Here is a 22,311-nt window from a genome sequence, read left to right on the forward strand (position 1 = left end):
GTGTTCGATTTTCGATTTGTCCCACTTTGCCTTGTACTGACATTCGGTGCTTTTTCTGCGACAGCGCAGGAGGCGCAGGTTGCGTTTGGCGCGGTCAAGGCCGACCCTTTGCTGCCGGTCGAGGTCACCTCGGAAACCCTCAACGTCAATCAGGAAAACGGCTCGGCTGAGTTTCTGGGCAATGTGATCGTCATTCAGGGCGAAATGCGCCTGACCGCCGAACGTGTGCTGGTCATCTACAATGAGGATCGTTCCGGCATCGAGCGGATGGAAGCGACCGAGGATGTGGTTCTGGTCAGCCCGCCCGACGCGGCCGAGGGCGACTGGGCCGAATACACCATCGATTCAGGCGTAATCGTTATGAAGGGCAATGTGCTGCTGACGCAGGGCCCCAGCACCATCAGCGGCGATCAGATGAATGCCGACCTGACCTCTGGTACGGCCACCGTGACCGGCAATGTCAAAACAATCCTGCAGCAGGGCAACAACTGATGGCGCGGCCTGAGCTGACCGTGGCCGAGGGGCAATCCGGTCTCAGGATCGAAAAGCTGCGGAAATCCTATCGTAAGAAGACGGTGATCCGGGATGTGTCGATGACGCTTGACCGGTCCGAGGTTGTGGCGCTGCTGGGTCCGAACGGGTCTGGCAAGACCACCACGTTCTATTCGGTTGCCGGGCTGGTCTTCCCCGAGGCGGGCACGGTCACAATCGACGGGCAGACCGTGACGACCCTGCCGATGTACCGCCGCGCGCGTCTGGGCATTGGCTATCTGCCGCAAGAGATGTCGATTTTTCGCGGCATGAGCGTCGAGGACAACATTGCCTCGGTGCTGGATATCACAGTCCGCCATGCCCATCGCCGCAAAGAGCGGCTGGAAGAGTTGCTTTCAGATTTTTCGATCGAACACCTGCGCCGGGCACCCGCACTTGCCCTGTCGGGCGGTGAACGTCGCCGGGTCGAGATTGCCCGCTGTCTTGCTGCCGATCCGAAATATCTGCTTCTGGATGAGCCTTTTGCGGGTGTCGATCCGATCAGCGTGGGCGATATCCGTCATCTGGTCGCTGACCTGAAAAAGCGTGGCATCGGCGTTCTGATCACCGACCATAACGTGCGGGAAACGCTGGAAATTGTGGATCGTGCTTATATCCTGCATGACGGTCAGGTTCTGATGTCCGGCACCCCGGACGAAGTGGTCGAAAATGAAAACGTTCGCCGTGTCTATCTGGGCGAAAATTTCCGGATATCATGAGCTTGCGCAGGAATGCGCCGACTGCATGGCGGAAATCACGTATATACACGTCTGTTTTGATTGACTCTTCCGTCGTCTCTTGCCTCAATTGGGTCATGGCATTTCTTCGGTTTCCGTCTGGATCACGATGCCCCTTCCTGGAAGGGCAAGCGGCGCGGCTACTGCAGGATATGCCTCTATCCCCCACCCGATAAAAACACGTGCGTCGCGTAATGTGACGTAAGAATGGGTGTGAATTGTGAAGGAGATCACATGCGTTACCAAATCAGCGGAAAACAGATTGACATCGGCGCGGCGCTGCAAACTCACGTGCAGACCGAACTGGGCGAGGTTGTGGGCAAATATGCCCAGCGTCCGACAGATGCCAACGTCGTCTTTTCCCGTTCAGCGCATGAATATGTATGCGAAACCACCGTGCATCTTTCCACGGGTCTGACGGCGCAGGCCAAGGCTCATGCGACCGAAATCTATGCAGCGTTCGAAGGTTGCTGCGACAAGATGGAAACACAGCTGCGCCGGTATAAGCGGCGTTTGAAGGACCATCACAAGGATCGGTCCGAGCCTGTTGAACTCTTTGGGGCGTCGTCTTATATCCTCGCCTCTGACGAATCTGACACGGCGACAGAACCCGATTCTCTGCAGCCGATGATCGTGGCTGAGATGGAAACCAAGATCCCATCGCTGAGTGTGGGTGAAGCCGTTATGCAGATGGAGCTGGCCGGCGCCCCGGTGTTGGTGTTCCGGAATGAAAACAAGGACGGATTGAACGTCGTGTACCGTCGGGATGACGGGAACATTGGGTGGATCGATCCGTAACAGGCAAGAATAGCAAAGGCAGACCCCTGCAGATAGCGGGAGCGTTGCCGTGGAGCGTGATCATGGAGCTTTCGAGCATATTAAAGCCCGAAGCAGTCCGCGTACTGTCCGCCGCTTCCAGCAAGAAGCGGCTGTTTCAGGAAATCGCGGATGTATCCGAGGCAGCACTGGGTCTGGATGCCCAGATCGTTGTCGACGGGCTGCTGGAACGGGAAAGCCTAGGGCCGACCGGTGTCGGCCATGGCGTGGCCCTGCCGCATGCCCGGATGGCCGAGCTGGAAAGCGTGTCTGGTGTGTTCGTTATGCTGGAAAAGCCGATTGATTTTGGATCGGTTGACCGTCAGCCAGTCGATATAGCCTTTGCTTTGTTTGCCCCCGAAGAGGCCGGTGTGGACCACCTGAAAGCGCTGGCGCTGGTGTCGCGCACTCTGCGTGACACTTCGGTCTGCGCGAAGCTGAGGGCCAATCCGGATCCGGTCAAGCTCTATGCCATTCTAACCGAAGCGCAGTCGATGCAAGCGGCTTAAGCGTTTAAGGATACGAAAAAAGCCCTCGGTTTTCCGAGGGCTTTTTTGTTTTTAGATATGGCTGCGGTTACCCGCCTGCGCCCATTTCCAGCGTCCACCAGATTTTACCGCCACCTTCCTGATGCCAGGCAAAGCCCATCTGCGTCGCTTTGGGGTCCAGAATCACCGAGCGCGGCCCGGGTTCCTGCATCCAGGCGGCCAGCGTTTCAGTCTCGGTCTCATAGGTCTCAGAGATCGCTTCGCCCAGGAACGTGCCGAAATAGCCCACGCGTTGCGCCCGGTCGATTGGCGATGATCCGTCCGATCCAAAGTGCCAAGGGCGGTTTTGCCGTGCCATGTCTTTGGCATGTGTGGCCGCAGCGGCGTTGAGTTGCGAATTCAGCTGCACGGCTTGCAGACCTTGCGCCTGACGCAGCGCGTTGACCGAATCAAGCATACGGAACTGCAGCTTTTCGGGATTGCCCCGGATTTTGTAGACTGTCGGCAGCGGCCGACCATCCGATCCATATGTCGGGGAGCTGCTGGGTGTACATGCGGCCAGCGCAATAAAGCAGGCAAATAGTAATGAAATAATACGCGTCATGATCGACCTGATGATTGTGTCAGCTTACGGCATAGCGTGACAGAGGGTCTTGGGCAAACGCACAATAGCCTTGTTCTGCGTGATTCTGCCGGTTTGATTTGCGACTGAAGCATTCTGGCAATAGAATGCGACAGATTTTCAGACTGGCCTTAGTAAAGGACCGCCCCTCATGGTCAAGAAACACATTCATATAACTTCCCGTCGCGGATTCCTGGCCGGAGCGTCAGCCCTGCTGGCCTCACCCGCGATTGCGCAATACATTCCCGGCGACCCGCTGCGCCCCGCGCCCGAAGCGGAACCCGACGTGCGTCGAAATATCTCGGGCTTCCGCGCATTGGACTGGCAGCCCTATTTTTCGAACACGAATAACGGGGCCATACTGGTCGATACCGTCTCGCGCGCGTTGCATTACTGGTCCGACGACCAGCGGGTGTACAAACTTTACCCCTCATCGGTGCCCCTAACCGAGGAGCTGACCCGCCGTGGCCGCACTAGTGTGATCCGCAAGGTCGAGGGACCAAGTTGGTCACCGACACCTTCGATGAAAAAGCGTAACCCCGAGTGGCCGGACTATATCCCGCCGGGCCCCGATAACCCCTTGGGAACACACGCTTTGTATCTAAGTTGGAAATACTACCGTATCCACGGAACGCATGATACGCGCAAAATTGGCCGCCGTTCGTCAAATGGTTGCATCGGCCTGTTCAACGAGGACATCGCGGAATTGTTTTCAATGGCGAAGGTTGGCACGCAAGTGTTGCTAATTTGACGACATTTTCGCGCACGAACCCGCTTGCGGCGCAAGTTGCAATTGCATTCCAGTCGGATAGCTGATTAGAAAAAACTACGAGGTAAGTCTTGGGTGTGCGGTTTCACTATTCGGAACCGTGCAAATTCTGGAGGTTAATATGAAGAAACTCGTTCTCGCCGCTGCACTGACTGCTGCTGCTTCGACCGCTTATGCCGGTAACCTGGAAGAGCCGGTTGTTGAAGCACCGGTTGTTGTAGAGGAAACTCAAGGTTCGTCGCAGGGCATCATCCTGCCGCTGATCCTGCTGGTCGTAGTTGCCGCAGCTGTTGCAGCAAGCTAATTTGACAAGCGTCATCTAGAGAAAAGGCGGTGGATCTCTCCACCGCCTTTTTTCATGCCTGATTGAAAGGCCCTGACTAACAGGGCCGGTGTTAGTCCAGCCAGCCCTTCAGATTGTCTTCGATCACCTTGCCCAATGCTGCAATATGCGAATCATCTTCGTTCAGGCAGGGGATATAGGTAAAGGTCTCGCCACCCGCCTCTTCGAAGCTTTCTTTTATCTCTTCGTTGATCTCTTCCAGCGTTTCGATGCAATCGGCGGAAAACGCCGGTGCGATGACGGCGATGTTCTTCTTTCCCTGCCGCGCCAGCTCGGCCACATGGTCGACCGTATAAGGTTTCAGCCACTCCTCGGGCCCGAATCGCGACTGGAAGGTCGAGACAAGCTGATCGTTCGACCAACCCAGCCGTTCCTTCAGCAGCCGAGTCGTTTTTGCGCATTGGCAGTGGTATGGATCGCCCTGCTGCAAATACCGTTCCGGCATGCCGTGATAAGAGCAGACCAGAATATCCGGCTCGATCTCCATCGCCGCGTAGGCCTGTTCTACTGATTTGGCCAAAGCGTCGATGTAAGTGGGTTCGTCGAAATAGGCCGGCACGGTGCGAGTCGCGGGTTGCCGCGCTTCATCGATCAGTGCGCGGAAGAACTGATCATTGGCCGTGGCCGTCGTCGCGCCCGCATATTGCGGATAAAGCGGGAAGAACAGGATACGATCGCAGCCTGCCGCCACCATCTCGCGCACTTTCGATTTGGTCGACGGGTTGCCGTAGCGCATGCAGAAATCGACCATGACCTGATCGCCGTAGCGCGCCTGCATCGCATCGCGCAGTTTGGCCGTCTGATCCTTGGTGATCGTCATCAGCGGGCTTTCGCCCTTGTCGTGATTCCAGATCGACTTGTACGCCTCGCCTGAACTGAACGGGCGTTTGGTCAGGATGATGCCCTGCAGGATCGGCTGCCATTTCCATTTGGGATAGTCGATCACGCGTTGGTCCGACAGAAATTCGTTCAGATACCGACGCATCGGCCAATAGCTGTAGTCGTCCGGTGTGCCAAGATTGGCCAACAGGATGCCGACGCGGCCCATTTTGACCTTGGGATGGTCCGTGGGGGCATGATCGGGGCGGGTGGCATCAAACATTTCGAGCTTCCTGAGATTTCTCTGTACCGGGCTGAGATAACCGGATTTCCCCGGTCGTCAATTGGACAGTTTGCCTTCTTTTGTCCCCAATGCCTCGGCCAGACGCGTCTGAGCCGACCCTGGGCGCAGGGGTTTCTGCTGACTGTCGTCGGGCGACCAACCGGTCAGGCAAATCAGCTCAAAAGTGGCTGACAGTCGACCTGCGGGGGTCTGGAAATGGTCGGCGTAAATCTGCTGTGCCCGGGCAAAGACCTGCCGTTTTGTGGGGTATTTCATGCGCCCGGACAGGCTGTTGGTCTCTCCCATCGCGCGCAGGTCATGCATCAGGTGGGTTAGGTCGCGATATTCCGCTGTCAGGCGGGCAGTGTCGGCAACCGGCAGCGCAAGCCCCGCGCGCTGCAGCAACCCGCCCAGATCGCGCAGTTCAGCCATTGGTGCGATGCGCGGGCTGAGGCCGCCGGAGATCTCAATCTCAGCCTGCCCAAGGGCGGCGCGCAGCTCGTGCAGAGTTTCACCGCCCAGACAGACCACCAGCAGCAAGCCATCTGACCGCAGGGCGCGGTGACACTGGATCAGCTGCCCCACAGGGTCATTGGCCCAATGCAGCGCCATGGCGTGAATCACCAGATCATGCGCGTCAGGTGTGAGGGCCAGAACTTCGTCATCTGCAACGATCTGTGCCCCCGGCAGCACGTCGTGCCAGATATGCGCAAACGGCGCCACAATCGCTGGATCCGTAAAGGTTTTGTTAACCATGGTGAGCCGATCCTGCACCTCATCCACGGCGGCGTGATGTAAAAACAGTGCGTCGTCCCGAGCGCGGTCGCGATGCCGGATCAGGGCCGGGCGGTCGAACAGAGAGGGTGCATTGGACTCAGGCAGTTTCATAGGGCGGAAGTACCGCATGTGGCAGCGGATTCAAACCGCTGTCGAGCTGATTTATCCACCGCGCTGTTTGGGGTGTGGTGAGCTCACCGAAGCGGATTTCGGCCTTTGTGGCGCATGTTGGCGTGACACGCCCTTCATTGGCGGTGTGGTGTGTGAAAGCTGCGGTGTGCCTTTGCCGGGTCAAGCGGACGGCTATCGGACTGAATGCGATGACTGCATGAAAACGCCCCGTCCGTGGCAGGATGGGCGGGCTGCGCTGCTTTACGATGGCAAGGCGCGCGCGCTGATTTTGGCCTTAAAACACGGCGACAGGCCGGAACTGGCAAAGCCAGCGGCCCGGTGGATGGAACAGGCCGGGCGGGATTTGTTGCGGGACAACATGCTGATTGCACCCGTGCCGTTGCATTGGTCACGGTTGCTCAAGCGACGTTACAACCAGTCGGCTTTGCTGGCGCAGCATCTGGGGCGGCAGACCGGGTTGGATGTCTGCCCGGACTTGCTAGTGCGGCGGGTACGGACACCTGTGCTGGATGGCAAAACTGCTGACGAGCGGGCTGATACGCTGTCGGGTGCGATTGTGGCTCATCCCAAGCGACTGCGGCAGATGCAGGGGCGAGATGTGCTGTTTGTTGATGACGTCATGACCTCGGGGGCGACGCTGGCTGCCTGCGCACGTGTCTGCGTTGCCGCGGGGGCAAATCATATTTTCGTGTTGGCTCTGGCGCGCGTTGCCAAGGATGCCTAATTCGCACAAGATTGTGCGAAACCCGAAGGGACGGAATATGAAACCGGTTGAAATGTACACCTCGCCGCTGTGCGGCTTTTGCCACGCGGCCAAACGCCTGCTGAAACAAAAAGGCGTCGAGTTCAATGAGATCAACGTGCTGACGAACCCCAAGCGCAAGCCCGAGATGATCAAACGTGCCGGTGGCAAACGCACCGTGCCGCAGATTTTCATCGGCGCGCAGCATGTGGGCGGCTGCGACGAATTGTATGAGCTTGAGCGTCAGGGCAAGCTGGATCGCCTGTTGGCGGCCTGATGAAATCCGCGCTGCTGCAGCTTTGCTCGTCGGATGACCCGGTCGAGAATCTGGCGACCGTTCGGGCTCTGATGGCCGAGGCTGCCGGGCAGGGCGCACGGTTCATCTTGACGCCCGAGGTGACGAATTGCGTGTCCACCAGCGCGACACGGCAGCGCGACGTTCTACAGCTTGAAGAAGATGACCAAACTCTGGCGGGCCTGCGAGATATGGCCGCAGCGCTGGGCGTTTGGCTGCTGATCGGGTCTTTGGTGATCAAAACCCATGACCCAGACGGGCGGTTTGCCAACCGTTCCTTCATGATAAACCCGCAGGGGTTGATCGTGGCCCGGTATGACAAGATTCACATGTTTGACGTGCAGGTCTCGGAATCTGAGACCTTCCGCGAATCCAAAAACTATCGTCCCGGCGATCGGGCGGTGCTGGCCAAAACCGATTTCGGCATGGTTGGGATGACCATCTGTTATGATATCCGTTTCCCGCATCTTTATGCCGCTTTGGCGCAGGCGGGGGCGCGGATTCTTACCATTCCGGCAGCGTTTTCGCCGGTCACCGGCGCGGCCCATTGGGAATCGCTGTTGCGTGCGCGGGCGATTGAAACCGGCTGTTGGATACTGGCCCCGGCACAGACCGGAGAGCACCCGAAAACCCGTGGCAGAACGCGCCGGACCTACGGTCACAGCATGGTCGTGGCCCCGTGGGGAGAGGTTATTCTCGACGCAGGGACCGATCCAGGCATTCACTTTTTCGATTTGGATGATAGTTCTGTGTCAGAGGCGCGCCGTCGGGTGCCCTCGTTGACTCACGTGCGGCCTTTCGACGGGCCCTGATCCAGAACCGGACCATGACTGACGAACATAATGCCCTTGCGGTCACGCTGTTCAGCGAGATCCTGACCGCCGATCAGCTATTGCGCAACCGGCTTAGCCGGGTGCTGCCCAAGGGCATGGAAATCTCGCATTTCTCGGTGCTGAACCATCTGGTGTTCGTCGGGGATGAACGCAGTCCGGCGCAACTGGCAAATACATTCCATGTGACCCGAGGCGCAATGACCAACACTTTGGCCAAGCTGGAATGGGCCGGATACATCCACATCCGCCCCGACTGGGACGACGCCCGCCGCAAGATGGTGGCAATCAGCCCTGCCGGTCGCCGTGCGCGCGATCAGGCGATTTCTTCAATTGCACCGCTGATCAACCGCGTTGTCGGAGAACTGGGGCTGGAGCGGGTCCGCAGCACATTGCCCGTGCTGCGCGATCTGAGGATTCGACTCGAGGAGGAGTGAGTCAGGCCTTCAGGGTCGGATGCAGGTTTGAGGCCCGGAATTCGGTCACGCGAAACTTAGCAACCTTTTCCTGCGCGAACGGGTCTTGTTCCAGATAGCTTTCAGCATCTTCACGACTGTCGGCCGTCATCACGATCAGGCCGCCAGTACGCGGAACCTTTGGCCCGGACATCAGGAACCGGCCAGCTTCATAAGATGCGCGGACAAAATCCATATGCGGATCGATTACAGCTGCCACCTTATCCATTGGTACAGTGTATTCAATGTCGACGACGAACAGGCTGCCACCTTCGGGGATTATTGACATGGGAAATCCTTATTCTGGCCGAATGCTTGCCGTGACGTAATTGACGCTCAGATCCCGGTCAGAGATCGACCAGCTCCAGAGAATCGGGTTGAACACAAAACCCTTGCGGTCCACCGGGTCCAGCCCGGCTTGGCGCAGAAGGTCGATCAGCTCATCCGGCGTGATGAATTTGTTCCATTCATGCGTCCCGCGCGGCAGCCAGCGCATAACGACTTCGGCCCCGACAATCGCCACCGCATAGGATTTCGGGTTGCGGTTGATGGTCGAACAAATCTCCAGTCCGCCGGGTTTCAGCAATTGCTGTGTGGCAGTCAAGTAGGACAGCGGATCGGCCACATGCTCGACAACTTCCATATTCAGCACCACATCGAACTTCTCGCCCGCTTCGGCCAGCGCCTCGGCGGTAGTGTGGCGATAGTCGATCTCCAACCCGGACTGTTCTGCGTGAATGCGCGCGACGGGCAGGTTGCCCTCGGCAGCGTCTGCGCCAACCACAGTGGCACCTAGACGCGCCATCGGTTCGCTCAGCAAGCCGCCACCGCAGCCGATATCCAGCAAGCGCAGGCCCTGAAAAGGATTCGGGGCCTTCAAATCGCGGTCAAATTCGCCTGCGATCTGCTGTGTGATATAATCCAGACGGCACGGATTCATCATGTGCAGCGGTTTGAATTTTCCGTGAGGATCCCACCATTCTGCGGCCATCGCTTCGAATTTTGCGATCTCGGACGGGTCCACAGTGTTCGGATGCGCTTGCATTCCTGTCTCCGTATGCTCTTTTACGTTTAAGGACTATATAGGGGCATAATGGACAAGTACCCGGACCAAAAGCGCGCAGTGCAATATCTGTACCCGCCGATCGACCCGTTCGATCAGCGCATGGTGGATATGGGCGAAGGGCACCGCATTTATATGGAACAATGCGGCAATCCGAAGGGGGTTCCGGTTGTGGTGCTGCATGGCGGGCCGGGTGGCGGCTGCAGTCCGGCGATGCGGCGCTATTTTGATCCTAGCGTCTATAGGGTGATTCTGTTCGATCAGCGCGGCTGTGGCCGGTCGCGGCCCCACGCATCGGTGACAGACAACACTACCTGGCATCTGGTGGCCGATATCGAACGGCTGCGCACATTGCTGGATATCGACGACTGGACCGTGTTTGGCGGCAGCTGGGGCGCAACCCTGGCGTTGGTCTATGCGCAGGCGCACCCGGATCGTGTAAACCGTTTAGTGCTGCGCGGTGTGTTTCTGGCCACGCAGGCCGAGCTTGATTGGTTCTACGGTGGTGGCGCGGGCAAGTTCTGGCCCGAGCAATGGGCGAAATTCACCGCTCTGCTGACCGAAGGTGAGCTGAGCGATACGATCGGTGCCTATAACAAACGCCTGTTTTCCGGGGATCGCGCCACGGAAATCCTGTATGCGCGGGCGTGGTCATCGTGGGAGAATGCGCTGGCGTCAATTCATGCCCAAGGCGGGGCGGGTGAAAGCCCCGGCGAATATGCGCGGGCATTTGCGCGGCTTGAGAATCACTATTTCATCAACAGCGCTTTCCTTGAGAAGGACGGCCAGATTCTAGACCAAGTAGACAAGATCGCTCATATCCCTGGCCATATCGTACAGGGTCGCTATGACATGATCTGCCCGCCGCAGGCCGCGTGGAATCTGGCCGAACGCTGGCCCAATGCCGAGCTGAAGATGGTTCGCAACGCAGGTCACGCCCTCTCTGAGCCCGGTATCAGTGCCGAACTGGTCCGAATCATGGACCGCGTGGCCGAGGGGGTGACATGACCCGGATTGACCGCCGTGCTCTGTTTGCCTCGGGTGCTGCCGCTGCTTTGCTGGCGGCCACGGGGGCGTCGTTGGCGGATACGCCCAAGGCTGGCGGTGCGCTGCGGTTGGCCGTGCCGCGTGATGACAGCCTGGAACAGGTGGCCCGCGGGGCGGTGTTTGACGCGCTGACTGAGATTGCCCCCGATGGTACCTTGCGCGGAGAATTGGCCGCGGGGTGGCATACAGACGCTGATGCGCGGGTGTGGCATTTTGATCTGCGCGAGGGTGTTACCTTTCACGACGGCGCGTCGCTGGACGTTGCGGACGTGACGGCGGTTCTTAGTTATGTCGGACAGGCCGAAGCTGTATCCCCCAACAGGGTGCGTCTTGAACTGGCCGACGCGAATCCGGGGCTGCCTTTTCTGCTGGCCGACAGCCGTTTTGTCATCACCCGTGACGGGCAAGGCGTGAGCCCTCTGTTCGCGGCTAATGGCACCGGCTGTTACCGAGTGGAGCGGGCCAAGGATGATCGGCACTTCCTGGGCCGCAAGTTGGCCGGGCACTATAAGTACGGCAAGGCCGGGTGGGCCGAGACGTTTGAAATCATCGTCATCCCTGATGCCCGTGTCCGGGCCGAGGCGTTGCGCGATGGCTTTGTCGATGTGGCGGCCCTGCCCGCAGGCGGCGAGCTGAAGGGCCGGCGCGGACTGCGATATCACCCAAGCGAATCGGAAATGGCACTGGCCGTGGCCCCGCATGTAGGTATGCCGCGCCAGATCGGAACGGGTCGCGCGCTGGACGATGGCCGTATCGCCGAGCGGTGGTGGATGGCGTAAATCCGATCACGACCTGCAGCGGGGGTTGCAGTTTCGGGAAACCCTGCGTATATGCAGTTGCAACAGCGGCGTGTCGGGCTTCGGTCCGGGGCTCCACCGGAAAATTTCGACGGGCCGCGCGCCCGTTTTTTTGTGCCCGTATGACAGGGTAGAGCACCAGATGACAAACGACCTGATAGCCAAAGCGGCGATTGACCGGCGGCTGGCCGAGATCATTACCCCCGTGATCGAAGATCTGGGGTATGAGCTGGTCCGCATCCGTTTGATGAGCGGCAAGACCACCACGATGCAGATCATGGCTGATAAGCCCGATGGCGGTATCGAAGTGGATGATTGCGCCGAAATTTCGAACGCGGTCAGCGCCACACTGGACGTCGAAGACCCGATTCTTGACGCCTATACGCTTGAGGTGTCCAGCCCCGGTATCGACCGCCCTCTGACCCGTCTCAAGGATTTTGAGATGTTCGAAGGGTATGAAGCCAAGATCGAGACCGCCGAGCTGATCGACGGCCGCCGCCGCTTCAAGGGTGAGCTGGCCGGGATCGAAGGGGACGAGGTTCTGATCAACATCCCCGAGGGGGATGAGACCATCACCATCGGTCTGCAATTCGACTGGTTGAGCGATGCAAAGCTGGTCCTGACTGATGATCTGATCAAGGAAATGCTGCGCCAGCGCAAGGACGCCGGTGCCCTGAACGAAAACGCTTTCGACGAGATTGAGACCGAAGGGTCCGAAGAGGAGACGAACTGATGGCAATCACCTCAGCCAACCAGCTGGAGCTGCTGCAGACCGCCGAGGCCGTGGCCCGCGAAAAGATGATCGACCCCGGTCTGGTTGTCGAAGCGATGGAAGAATCGCTCGCCCGTGCCGCCAAGAGCCGTTACGGCGCCGAGATGGACATTCGCGTGTCGATTGACCGCAAAACCGGCAAGGCGACCTTTACCCGCGTGCGCACCGTGGTCGAGGATGAAGAGCTGGAAAACTACCAGGCTGAGATGACCGTCGAGCAAGCGAAGCAGTACTTGGAAGCGCCCGAAGTTGGTGACGTCTTCGTCGAAGAAGTGCCGCCGGTTGAAATGGGGCGTATCGCAGCGCAATCCGCCAAGCAGGTGATCCTGCAGAAGGTGCGCGAAGCTGAACGCGACCGTCAGTACGAAGAATTCAAGGATCGCGCAGGCACCATTATCAACGGTGCCGTCAAACGCGAAGAATTTGGCAATGTCATCGTCGATCTGGGCGGTGCCGAGGCCGTTCTGCGCCGCAACGACAAGATCGGCCGCGAAAGCTATCGCCCGAATGACCGCGTGCGTGCGTATATCAAGGAAGTGCGTCGCGAAGTGCGTGGCCACCAGATCTTCCTGTCGCGTACCGCGCCGGAATTCATGGCCGAGCTGTTCAAGATGGAAGTGCCAGAAATCTATGACGGCATCATCGAGGTCAAGGCCGTGGCCCGTGACCCCGGTTCGCGCGCCAAGATCGCCGTGATCTCGTATGACGGTTCGATTGATCCCGTTGGTGCCTGCGTTGGTATGCGCGGCAGCCGCGTGCAGGCCGTTGTGAACGAACTGCAGGGCGAGAAAATCGACATCATTCCGTGGAACGAAGATCAGCCGACCTTCCTGGTGAATGCGCTGCAGCCCGCCGAGGTTTCCAAGGTGGTTTTGGACGAAGAAGCTGGCAAGATCGAAGTTGTGGTTCCCGAGGAACAACTGAGCCTCGCAATCGGTCGCCGCGGTCAGAACGTGCGTCTGGCCAGCCAGCTGACAAATCTGGACATCGACATCATGACCGAAGCCGAAGAATCGGCCCGCCGTCAAAAGGAGTTCGAAGCCCGCACCCAGCTGTTCATGGAAAGCCTGGATCTGGACGAATTCTTTGCTCAGTTGCTGGTGTCCGAAGGCTTTACCAACCTCGAAGAGGTTGCGTATGTGGAAATCGATGAACTGCTGGTCATTGACGGCGTTGACGAAGGCACCGCGCAGGAACTGCAGACCCGTGCCCGTGAATATCTGGAAGCACAGGCCAAAGCTGCACTGGATGCAGCGCGTGCTCTGGGTGCCGAGGATAGCCTTATTGAATTCGAAGGCCTGACACCCCAGATGGTGGAAGCGCTGGCCAAGGACGACGTGAAGAACCTGGAAGACTTCGCCACCTGCGCTGACTGGGAACTGGCCGGTGGCTGGACCACGGTCGATGGTGAGCGTATCAAGGATGACGGTGTGCTTGAGCCCTTCGGCGTAACGCTGGAAGAGGCGCAGGATCTGGTCATGACCGCGCGCATCATGCTGGGCTGGGTCGATCCCGCCGAGCTGGAACAAGCCGAAGAAGATGGCGAAGCAGTAGACGAGGAGGCCGAGGCCTGATCTCAGGCCTCGGGGTACGCGCATGGGTCGCGGTGGCTTCCATAAGGATCGGTCCGAAGGGCCTGAACGCAAGTGCATCGCCACGGGCGAGATTCAACCTAAATATGGGTTGATACGCTTTGTGACAAGGCCGGACGGGCAGGTCTATCCGGATGTCGCGGCGAAACTGCCGGGGCGCGGGGTCTATGTGGCGGCAGATCGCGCCGCCTTGGACAAGGCCGTAGGCAAGAAACTGTTTGCCCGCGGGTTCAAGGCGCAAGTGAACGTGCCGCAGGACCTGACCGAAGAGGTCGAAAAACAGGTTTCGCGCCGGGTGATCGAATTGTTGAGCCTGGCGCGCAAGTCCGGTGACGCGGTCGCCGGGTACGAAAAGGTCAAGACGTGGCTGGACCGAGAAGAGGCGCAAGTGCTGATTCAGGCCGCTGATGGATCGGGGCGCGGCAAGTCGAAACTCAGCACGCCGCACTTCGGAAAATACATCGGTTGGCTGACCGCGGACGAGTTAGGACAGGCATTTGGGCGCCAAACCGTGATTCATGCGGCGCTGGCCTCTGGCGGACTCGCCAAACGTGTTGTAGAGGAAGCGCAGCGCCTGCGTGGCTTGCGCGAAACGGATGACGGCGGCAGGGGCCGCACGGAAGGGTAAAAAGCTTTATGAGCGAGAATGACGGCAAAAAGACATTGGGTCTTCGTGGCGGGGCACGCCCCGGAAATGTGAAACAGAGTTTCAGCCACGGACGCACCAAGAATGTCGTGGTGGAAACCAAACGCAAGCGCGTGGTGGTTCCCAAGCCGGGCGCCGGCAAACCGGGTGGCGGGGCAACGCCGTCGGGTGATCCGTCGCGCCGCCCTGCAGGAATCTCTGACGCCGAAATGGCGCGCCGGATGAAAGCATTGCAGGCCGCCAAGGCCCGCGAGGTCGAAGAGGCCGCCGCCCGCGAAGCCGCCGAAAAAGCGCGCGAGGAAGAGCGCGCCCGTCGTCGTGCCGAGCAAGAGGCCAAGGAACGCGAACAGCGCGAGGCCGAAGAACGCGCCCGCGCCAAGGCTGAAGAGGAAGAGCGCAAGCGCAAAGAAGCTGAAATTGCTGCACAACGCGCCTCAACCCCTGCGCCTGCCGAACCCAAGGCCGCCGCACCGCGCAGCCCGGTCAATAAACCAGCACCTGCCGCGACGCCTCGTAAGAACGAGCGTGAGCGGGAGCAGCGTGGAAACCGCGGTAAGGGCCGTGATGACAACCGTCGTTCCGGCAAGCTGACACTGGGTCAGGCCACTGGTGGCGAAGGCAGCCGCCAACGCTCGATGGCGTCGATGAAGCGCAAGCAAGAGCGTGCGCGTCAAAAAGCCATGGGCGGCCCGGTCGAGCGGGAAAAGGTAATCCGCGACGTTCAGCTGCCCGAGGCGATCACAGTGTCCGAGCTGGCCAACCGTATGGCCGAGCGTGTGGCTGACGTGGTCAAATCGCTGATGAACATGGGCATGATGGTCACACAGAACCAGACCATCGACGCTGATACAGCTGAGCTGATTATCGAAGAGTTCGGCCACAAGGTCACCCGCGTCTCTGATTCGGATGTTGAAGACGTCATCAAAGAGGTCGAAGACGACGATGCCGATCTGAAACCGCGTCCGCCGGTCATCACCATCATGGGTCACGTCGACCATGGTAAGACCTCGTTGCTGGATGCGATTCGTGACGCGCGGGTTGTGGCCGGTGAGGCTGGTGGCATCACCCAGCATATCGGCGCCTATCAGGTGAAAACTGATGGCGGTACAACGCTGACCTTCCTGGATACACCGGGCCACGCGGCCTTTACCTCGATGCGTTCGCGCGGGGCTCAGGTCACGGATATCGTGGTTCTGGTTGTTGCTGCCGATGACGCGGTGATGCCGCAGACGGTCGAAGCGATCAACCACGCGAAAGCGGCCGGAGTGCCGATGATCGTGGCGATCAACAAGGTCGACAAGCCGGGTGCGAACCCGGACAAGGTGCGCACTGATCTGCTGCAGCACGAAGTGATCGTCGAGAAAATGTCGGGTGAGGTTCAGGATGTCGAAGTGTCCGCCATCACCGGTCAAGGTCTGGACGAACTGCTGGAAGCCATCGCGCTGCAATCCGAAATTCTGGAACTGAAAGCCAACCCGAATCGCGCCGCCCAAGGTGCCGTGATCGAGGCGCAGCTGGACGTGGGTCGCGGCCCCGTTGCCACTGTTCTGGTTCAGAACGGAACTTTACGTCAGGGCGATATCTTCGTTGTGGGTGAGCAGTACGGTAAGGTTCGTGCGCTGATCAACGACAAGGGCGATCGCGTCCAAGAAGCTGGCCCCTCGGTTCCGGTTGAGGTTCTGGGTTTGAACGGCACGCCAGAAGCGGGCGACGTTCTGAACGTGACCGAGACCGAAGCACAGGCCCGTGAGATCGCGGAATACCGCGAACAAGCCGCCAAGGACAAACGCGCCGCCGCTGGTGCCGCGACGACCCTTGAGCAGCTGATGCAAAAGGCGAAGGAAGACGAGAACGTCAACGAACTGCCAATTCTGATGAAAGCGGACGTACAAGGCTCGGCTGAGGCCATTGTTCAGGCGATGGAAAAAATCGGCAACGAAGAGGTGCGCGTACGCGTACTGCACTCGGGCGTTGGTGCGATCACCGAGACAGATGTCGGTCTGGCCGAAGCCTCGGGCGCCCCGATCTTGGGCTTCAACGTGCGTGCCAATGCGTCGGCACGGAACACGGCGAACCAGAAGGGTGTGGAAATCCGCTACTACTCGGTGATCTACGATCTGGTCGACGACGTGAAAGCCGCCGCTTCGGGCCTGCTGAGCGCCGAGATCCGCGAAAAGTTCATCGGTTACGCCGAGATCCGCGAAGTCTTCAAGGTCACCGGCGTTGGCAAGGTTGCCGGCTGTCTGGTCACCGAAGGTGTGGCGCGTCGTTCGGCTGGCGTTCGCCTGCTGCGCGACAACGTGGTGATCCACGAAGGCACGCTGAAGACGCTGAAACGCTTCAAAGACGAAGTGTCCGAGGTTCAGTCGGGTCAGGAATGCGGTATGGCGTTCGAAAACTACGACGATATCCGCGCTGGCGACGTGATCGAAATCTTCGAGCGCGAAGAGGTCACCCGCACGCTGGATTGATCCGGTTCACCATCGAAACAGAAAACAGCGGCCCCTTTTGGCCGCTGTTTTATTTTGGAAGACCGCGCGCCTTCGGTCGTTTGTGCGAGACTTTCTGAATTCAGTCAGTACAGCGCGTCTTACAATCTTACACTAATTGCGAGACGATACTGACTCAACGTCGGTTGAGCGGACAAGGGCGCAGTTCAATTTCTGAACTGTGCTGACGCAGCATATCCTTGCAGTCGCGACACACATCTTGTTGCAACGCAGCGCATGTCACCGAAGCCGTCGTTTGGTATTCATTGAATATGTGCTCAAGGCGCACGTCCCATACATCGAGTGCCTCTGCCTTTGCTTCTGAGACATCTCGCAGATCAGTTTCGGTGACAGTTGGTACTGTATCGGGAGGCGTCAGAGTGTTGAGGAGCATCCGAGTGTTTTCGCTGATCGCCTGTTCGAGATGGTCGCTGAAATCAGCTCGTAAAGCGGTGTAGTTAGGAAAGGTCGATTTGTGGGACAGCCCTGCGCTATGGCCAACGATGTGCTCATCACGCTGTGCAATGACTTACTGGCCATCACCGCCATGCCTGAGGAAATCGCCGAAACTTTGTTGCATGGAACCTCCGAGCAGGTGCGAAACAGGTTCTATTCAATTTTGGTAAAGAAAGCCTAAGACTACCGTTAGTAACCTTCTCGCGAAGAGCAACTCATCTTGCTCAGGTCGGAGCAGGAATTCATGCGCGGCGTGGCATCTGTAAAAAAGGGCTCAGCACCGACCAACGCCTGGAAATAGACCGGTAGTCGCTTTGAAATGGCGAACGCGTGACCGTTCGCCAAGATGGCTTAGATGTCGATGCGCTCTGCAATGTTCAAGGCATCTTCGAATTCAACGCCAAGGTATCGAACAGTGCTGTCGACTTTGGTGTGACCAAGCAGCAGTTGGACCGCGCGAAAGTTGCCAGTCTTTCGAAAAATTTCCGCCGCCTTCGTCCGCCGAAGTGAATGCGTCCCATATCCACTCGGTTCTAAGCCAATCGCAGTCACCCAGTCTCGAACAAGCCGCCTATACTGGCGGGTTGAGATGTGCGGGCGGTCGTGGAACCGGCTGGGGAACATGAACCGACATGCAAACATCTCGGGCGAGTTGACCCAGACCAAGACGGTTTCTCGCGTGTTTTCCGTAAGTTCGAACTGGACCGGTCGCTTAGTCTTGCTTTGGATCACCGAAACGCGTTCAAGTACTCGATCATCTTTGACAAGTTCGATAACAGAGAGTTTGACCAGATCACAGCCGCGCAGCTTGCTGTCGATTGCGACGTTGAACATAGCCAAATCGCGTAGATTGCCCGCCATTTCAAGCCGCGCCCGGATTGCCCAAACCTGCTTGGGTAGCAGCGGTCTTTTCTGACCGATGATCCGACCTTTGTTCCAAGCCTTGCGCTTTGGGGTGACTGCGGGAAGTTGGACTCGTGGCATGATTTGCCCTCCGTTCCTCCCTCCTGACCCAATCATCAGCACCGCACTGACTGGACGATTTTACAGCTGAGCGAAAGACCGGTGTCAGAGACGCGCGAAGTTTGCCATCACTGCACCGGCGCTAGGCGGCAATGAGCCCATACCAACCGATTGCTGCACCAGGCATAAACTGAAACTAAGTGCTGAAAGTAGGCATTCGGCCGTTTCCAACATGGTCTTATGGCGCTGTTTCGACCAGCCTTCGATTTGCTGCGGGCGGCCAATCCAGCGGGCTTTCGTGGTCAGCGCGATACGGTGGGCTACCCGTTATAGGTATCATGCGACAGCGTATCAGCTCGTGTGGCTGATGCCTAACATGGGCCTATAAATCAAGAAGCACTCTCTATCTGTCTCCAGTGCTGGCAAACCAATCAGATATGATTTTGCATGCCATACATTAGTTTAGTGAACGGAGCTGACCGCCCAAAAAACTCTGAAGGTTGCTGTTTCAGACTGGTCAAAAAACTTAACGCTTAGGTGGTTGAAACGTTCTGATACGAGAATAAGAAACATGCTGACGACAAACATGACCGTGATGCCTTCGATAGAAACAAGGGTCCTAACGATTTATTTCACACTGATCTCACCATAGTTGAGGATGCAGACGGACTGGATGGGTTTCTCCCCATAATCCCATGCAAGTAAGAAAGCAGCGAACAAAAGCTCAGATGTCGCATACACCAACTTTTGTCTCTGCTGTAGGCCCTGGTTGATCCTTTCTCCATAGGGATAATTATAGGAAAAGAAGGTTGCAAATCCAATATGCGACCCAGTCTTTTCTATTCGATGAAAAAGACTGCGGATCCGGTGTAATACATTGATTTATATTAAAAAAGAAAAATGATTAGGCTAATCCTAATGTTTAGTGAGGAAGTCAATTCTTAGGCAGGCAGCGCGGCCCGTATATACCTGAGTGCAAACTCGCGATGCTCAGGGGAGGCGCAATTGTCTGACACAGAAAATATCGCGATTGACGTGCGAGACGCGGTGAAACGCTATGGCGATTTTACCGCGCTCAAGAAGATCTCGCTGTCGATCATGGACAACGAGTTCTTTACGTTGTTAGGCCCGTCCGGCTGCGGCAAGACCACTCTGCTGCGGATGATTGCCGGATTCGAGGCCGTGACCGAAGGGGCCATCTACCTTTATGGCGATGAGATCGAGAACCTGCCCCCCAACAAGCGCCCGGTGAACACGGTTTTCCAGAACTATGCGCTGTTTCCGCATATGAACATTCTGGACAACGTGGCATTCGGGCTGGAAATGCGCGGCACCTCGAAATCCGATGCCCGCAAGAAAGCCGGTGAGATGCTGGAGCTGGTCCAACTTGGCCAGTTCTCGGCCCGCAAACCCAGCCAATTGTCGGGCGGTCAGCAACAGCGTGTTGCACTGGCACGTGCGCTGGCTCCGCAGCCCAAAGTTCTGTTGCTGGACGAACCCCTGTCGGCGCTGGACCTGAAACTGCGCAAGGCAATGCAGCTTGAGTTGAAGCACCTGCAGCGCGAAACCGGGATTACCTTTATTTTCGTCACACACGATCAGGAAGAAGCCCTGACCATGTCTGACCGTATCGCCGTCATGTCGGCCGGTGAGATGCAGCAACTGGGGGCGCCGACGGACATTTACGAACGCCCCCACAACATGTTTGTGGCGGATTTCATTGGTGAGACCAACCTGCTTGAGGTGTCCGTCGACGGCATCGAAAGCGGGCGCGCAACCTGTCATCTGGGCGGTGGGCACGAGCTGACCTGTAACGCGGTTGAGGGCATTGGGCTAGGTTCAAAGGTGCATATGTCGATCCGGCCCGAGCGTCTGTATATGTCTGACACGCCTGTGGAATCCGAAAGCCTGAAAGGCCGGATCAAGGAAAACATCTTTGTTGGTACCGACATTACCACTATCGTCGACTTGCAGGACGGTCCCGATTTTATCGTACGCACGTCAAACTCGGATCGCGGCAACAAGCGTATATTCGAGCCGGGCAGTGAGATGTATGTCAACATGGAGCTGGGGGCCGGTCGCCTCCTGGTGGACTGATGGCGGCGGGTGCAGCAAGCGGCGGCAGCGCAACCACAGACACCTATAAAGAAGCTCGCACATGGCTGTTGTTGCCCGCATGGGTGACCCTGTCCATTCTGGTGCTGGCGCCGGTGATTATGATGCTGATCTACTCTTTCCTGACGAAAGAGTTCCGCGGCGGCGTGATCTGGGAATTCAGCCTTGCGGCCTATGATCAGTTCTTCTTTGATCGCGGCCTGTTCGGGGATGATCCGCCAAAGATCGAATGGACCTATGTTACGATCTTCTGGCGCTCGATCTGGCAGGCGGGGGCGGCGACCCTGCTGAGCCTGGTGATCGGTTTCCCGACGGCCTATTTCATCGCCACCCGATCCGAGAATATGCGCCCGGTCTGGGTGTTCTTGATCACCATCCCCTATTGGGTGAACCTGTTGATCCGCACCGTCTCGATGAAATTCCTGCTGCGCGACCAGGGACCGCTGAATGATTTCCTGATGAGCATCGGCCTGATCGACAGCCCCCTGCATATCGTCAACACCAACTTTGCGGTGCAGCTGGGCCTGTTCTATTCCTACCTGCCCTTCATGGTTCTGCCGATCTATGCGGCGGTGGAACGCTATAACTTTGCCCTGTCCGAGGCGGCAGCGGACCTTTACGCCTCGAAATGGACAACGCTGCGGCGGGTTCTGCTGCCGGCGATCAAGCCAGGCGTGTTTGCGGGCTGTATTCTGGTCTTTGTGCCTTCGATGGGCTCGTTCCTTGCGCCTGACCTGCTGGGCGGGGCCAAGAACTTTATGATCGGGTCTCTGATCGAGGAACAGTTCAAGGGCAATGCCGGTAACTGGCCGTTTGGCGCGGCAGCGTCGATGATCCTGCTGAGCATGGTTCTGATCATCCTGATGTTCTCTGCCCGGCAACAGGCCAAAGCGGACAAAGCGGGGGGCTGAGTGATGACAAGCAAGCAATTCGACATCAAGACCTATACCGGCTTCAAGGGGATCACCCTGCTGTGTCTGGTGATCCTGTACGCTCCGCTGGTTGTGGTCACGATCTATAGCTTCAACGCCTCGCAGTCGCTGACCAACTGGGAAGGCGTGTCGCTGCGCTGGTACGCGGATGTGTTCACCGGCCCGGAAAGCGCCAAGTTCAAGACCGCGGCCAAGAACAGCTTTATCATCGCGATCATCGCCGCCACCACGGCGACCACTATTGCGACACTGGCCGCTACGGGGATGGTGCGCGGCGGAAAGTTCCGCTTTCGGACCGTGTCCTTCGGCCTGATCAGCCTGCCGCTGATGGTGCCCGAGATCGTGCTGGCGGTTGCAACCCTGATCTTCTTCAACTCGATCGGGTTTGAACGCGGGCTTCTGACCATCCTGCTGGCCCATATCGCGTTCTGTATTCCTTTTGCTTACCTGCCGATTTCGGCCCGGATGCAGGGGATTGAGGACAGCTATGAACAGGCCGCGCTGGACCTGTATGCCACCAAGCGGCAGGCTTTTACCAAGATCCTGCTTCCGCTGATGATGCCGGGGATTATCTCGGGCTTTCTGCTGGCCTTCATCGTCAGCCTGGATGATTTCATCATCACCAACTTTGTCAAAGGCGCAGGCGTTGAAACCTTGCCAACGGCGATCTTTGGCTCGGTCAAGCAGGGGATCAAACCGAATATCATGGCGATTTCGACCATGTTGCTGAGTGTGTCCATCGTAATGGTCACGATCAGCTATTTCGTCAGCAAGTCTGACAACACAAAATAACCAACAGA

At 58.0% G+C, this 22,311-nt stretch carries 26 protein-coding genes; 20 read left to right on the top strand and 6 right to left on the bottom strand.

Features of this window, described 5'->3' with window-relative positions; genetic code table 11:
• The 4 genes from RUE5091_RS11970 (at position 1) to RUE5091_RS11985 (ending at position 2,593) form a co-directional block, all read left to right on the top strand.
• Positions 1-492, top strand: a complete 492-nt coding sequence (locus RUE5091_RS11970; protein WP_082643641.1) for an LptA/OstA family protein — start codon at positions 1-3, stop codon at positions 490-492.
• Positions 492-1,250, top strand: a complete 759-nt coding sequence (lptB, locus tag RUE5091_RS11975; protein ID WP_058282156.1) for an LPS export ABC transporter ATP-binding protein — start codon at positions 492-494, stop codon at positions 1,248-1,250. Before RUE5091_RS11970 ends, lptB begins: the two co-directional genes overlap by 1 nt.
• Before the next feature lie 252 nt (positions 1,251-1,502).
• Positions 1,503-2,066 carry a ribosome hibernation-promoting factor, HPF/YfiA family gene (gene hpf, locus RUE5091_RS11980; protein ID WP_058282157.1) on the top strand — a complete coding sequence of 188 codons (564 nt, stop codon included), beginning with the start codon at positions 1,503-1,505 and terminating at the stop codon, positions 2,064-2,066.
• Positions 2,067-2,128: 62 nt separating this feature from the next.
• Complete coding sequence (locus RUE5091_RS11985) at positions 2,129-2,593, top strand: PTS sugar transporter subunit IIA (protein ID WP_058282158.1); 465 nt, start codon at positions 2,129-2,131, stop codon at positions 2,591-2,593.
• Between the two features lie 67 nt (positions 2,594-2,660).
• Here the strand turns inward: RUE5091_RS11985 and dalA are convergent, their stop codons facing one another.
• Positions 2,661-3,176 (bottom strand): divisome-associated lipoprotein DalA, encoded by a 516-nt coding sequence (gene dalA, locus RUE5091_RS11990; RefSeq protein WP_058282159.1) that lies wholly within the window; start codon positions 3,174-3,176, stop codon positions 2,661-2,663.
• A 169-nt stretch (positions 3,177-3,345) separates the two neighbouring features.
• Here dalA and RUE5091_RS11995 point away from each other — a divergent pair, with 169 nt between their 5' ends.
• Entirely contained in the window at positions 3,346-3,945 is a 600-nt protein-coding gene (locus tag RUE5091_RS11995) for a L,D-transpeptidase (RefSeq protein ID WP_058282160.1), read from the top strand.
• A 139-nt stretch (positions 3,946-4,084) separates the two neighbouring features.
• The gene (locus tag RUE5091_RS12000) at positions 4,085-4,267 is read left to right on the top strand and encodes a hypothetical protein (protein WP_010442520.1); all 183 of its coding nucleotides are present in this window, start codon (positions 4,085-4,087) and stop codon (positions 4,265-4,267) included.
• A gap of 91 nt (positions 4,268-4,358) precedes the next feature.
• Here the strand turns inward: RUE5091_RS12000 and hemH are convergent, their stop codons facing one another.
• Together hemH and RUE5091_RS12010 are read right to left on the bottom strand one after the other, a co-directional pair.
• Positions 4,359-5,408: a ferrochelatase gene (gene hemH, locus RUE5091_RS12005; protein ID WP_058282161.1), complete on the bottom strand. Its 1,050-nt coding sequence runs from the start codon at positions 5,406-5,408 to the stop codon at positions 4,359-4,361.
• Between the two features lie 57 nt (positions 5,409-5,465).
• Positions 5,466-6,296 (bottom strand): methyltransferase domain-containing protein, encoded by an 831-nt coding sequence (locus tag RUE5091_RS12010; RefSeq protein ID WP_058282162.1) that lies wholly within the window; start codon positions 6,294-6,296, stop codon positions 5,466-5,468.
• A gap of 16 nt (positions 6,297-6,312) precedes the next feature.
• On the opposite strand from RUE5091_RS12010, the gene RUE5091_RS12015 reads away from it, so the two are divergent.
• From RUE5091_RS12015 to RUE5091_RS12030, 4 genes are read left to right on the top strand one after another with little or no spacing between them, the layout of a single operon-like run.
• Entirely contained in the window at positions 6,313-7,041 is a 729-nt protein-coding gene (locus tag RUE5091_RS12015; RefSeq protein WP_058282163.1) for a ComF family protein, read from the top strand.
• A 37-nt stretch (positions 7,042-7,078) separates the two neighbouring features.
• The gene (gene grxC, locus RUE5091_RS12020; RefSeq protein ID WP_058282319.1) at positions 7,079-7,336 is read left to right on the top strand and encodes a glutaredoxin 3; all 258 of its coding nucleotides are present in this window, start codon (positions 7,079-7,081) and stop codon (positions 7,334-7,336) included.
• Entirely contained in the window at positions 7,336-8,166 is an 831-nt protein-coding gene (locus RUE5091_RS12025) for a carbon-nitrogen hydrolase family protein (protein WP_058282164.1), read from the top strand. The genes grxC and RUE5091_RS12025 overlap by 1 nt, the downstream gene beginning before the upstream one ends.
• Positions 8,167-8,180: 14 nt before the next feature.
• On the top strand, positions 8,181-8,621 hold the full coding sequence (locus RUE5091_RS12030) for a MarR family winged helix-turn-helix transcriptional regulator (protein ID WP_058282165.1): 441 nt from the start codon (positions 8,181-8,183) through the stop codon (positions 8,619-8,621).
• Between the two features lies 1 nt (position 8,622).
• On the opposite strand, the gene RUE5091_RS12035 is transcribed toward RUE5091_RS12030, so the two are convergent.
• Together RUE5091_RS12035 and ubiG are read right to left on the bottom strand one after the other, a co-directional pair.
• Positions 8,623-8,928, bottom strand: coding sequence for a YciI family protein (locus tag RUE5091_RS12035; RefSeq protein ID WP_058282166.1), 306 nt, complete (start codon positions 8,926-8,928; stop codon positions 8,623-8,625).
• Positions 8,929-8,937: 9 nt separating this feature from the next.
• Positions 8,938-9,684 carry a bifunctional 2-polyprenyl-6-hydroxyphenol methylase/3-demethylubiquinol 3-O-methyltransferase UbiG gene (gene ubiG, locus RUE5091_RS12040; protein ID WP_058282167.1) on the bottom strand — a complete coding sequence of 249 codons (747 nt, stop codon included), beginning with the start codon at positions 9,682-9,684 and terminating at the stop codon, positions 8,938-8,940.
• Positions 9,685-9,732: 48 nt separating this feature from the next.
• Between ubiG and pip the strand changes: the two genes are divergently transcribed.
• From pip to RUE5091_RS23275, 7 genes are all read left to right on the top strand, one after another.
• Entirely contained in the window at positions 9,733-10,710 is a 978-nt protein-coding gene (pip, locus tag RUE5091_RS12045; protein ID WP_058282168.1) for a prolyl aminopeptidase, read from the top strand.
• Positions 10,707-11,528, top strand: a complete 822-nt coding sequence (locus tag RUE5091_RS12050) for an ABC transporter substrate-binding protein (protein WP_058282169.1) — start codon at positions 10,707-10,709, stop codon at positions 11,526-11,528. The genes pip and RUE5091_RS12050 overlap by 4 nt, the downstream gene beginning before the upstream one ends.
• A gap of 160 nt (positions 11,529-11,688) precedes the next feature.
• Complete coding sequence (gene rimP / locus RUE5091_RS12055) at positions 11,689-12,279, top strand: ribosome maturation factor RimP (protein ID WP_058282170.1); 591 nt, start codon at positions 11,689-11,691, stop codon at positions 12,277-12,279.
• Positions 12,279-13,892 (top strand): transcription termination factor NusA, encoded by a 1,614-nt coding sequence (gene nusA / locus RUE5091_RS12060; RefSeq protein ID WP_058282171.1) that lies wholly within the window; start codon positions 12,279-12,281, stop codon positions 13,890-13,892. The genes rimP and nusA overlap by 1 nt, the downstream gene beginning before the upstream one ends.
• A gap of 22 nt (positions 13,893-13,914) precedes the next feature.
• Positions 13,915-14,538, top strand: a complete 624-nt coding sequence (locus tag RUE5091_RS12065) for an RNA-binding protein (protein WP_058282172.1) — start codon at positions 13,915-13,917, stop codon at positions 14,536-14,538.
• Between the two features lie 8 nt (positions 14,539-14,546).
• Positions 14,547-17,027 (top strand): translation initiation factor IF-2, encoded by a 2,481-nt coding sequence (infB, locus tag RUE5091_RS12070; RefSeq protein WP_058282173.1) that lies wholly within the window; start codon positions 14,547-14,549, stop codon positions 17,025-17,027.
• 511 nt (positions 17,028-17,538) lie between these two features.
• Complete coding sequence (locus tag RUE5091_RS23275; RefSeq protein WP_165590773.1) at positions 17,539-17,682, top strand: hypothetical protein; 144 nt, start codon at positions 17,539-17,541, stop codon at positions 17,680-17,682.
• A 170-nt stretch (positions 17,683-17,852) separates the two neighbouring features.
• On the opposite strand, the gene RUE5091_RS12075 is transcribed toward RUE5091_RS23275, so the two are convergent.
• Complete coding sequence (locus tag RUE5091_RS12075) at positions 17,853-18,485, bottom strand: tyrosine-type recombinase/integrase (RefSeq protein WP_058282174.1); 633 nt, start codon at positions 18,483-18,485, stop codon at positions 17,853-17,855.
• Positions 18,486-19,469: 984 nt separating this feature from the next.
• On the opposite strand from RUE5091_RS12075, the gene RUE5091_RS12080 reads away from it, so the two are divergent.
• Genes RUE5091_RS12080 through RUE5091_RS12090 form a run of 3 tightly spaced genes read left to right on the top strand, consistent with a single transcriptional unit; the run spans position 19,470 to position 22,303 of the window.
• Entirely contained in the window at positions 19,470-20,561 is a 1,092-nt protein-coding gene (locus RUE5091_RS12080) for an ABC transporter ATP-binding protein (protein ID WP_058282175.1), read from the top strand.
• Positions 20,561-21,490, top strand: coding sequence for an ABC transporter permease (locus RUE5091_RS12085; protein WP_058282176.1), 930 nt, complete (start codon positions 20,561-20,563; stop codon positions 21,488-21,490). The genes RUE5091_RS12080 and RUE5091_RS12085 overlap by 1 nt, the downstream gene beginning before the upstream one ends.
• Positions 21,491-21,493: 3 nt before the next feature.
• Entirely contained in the window at positions 21,494-22,303 is an 810-nt protein-coding gene (locus RUE5091_RS12090; protein WP_058282177.1) for an ABC transporter permease, read from the top strand.
• The last annotated feature ends 8 nt before the right edge of the window (positions 22,304-22,311 follow it).

The sequence above is a fragment of the Ruegeria denitrificans genome, from assembly GCF_001458295.1.
GTDB lineage: Bacteria > Pseudomonadota > Alphaproteobacteria > Rhodobacterales > Rhodobacteraceae > Ruegeria > Ruegeria denitrificans.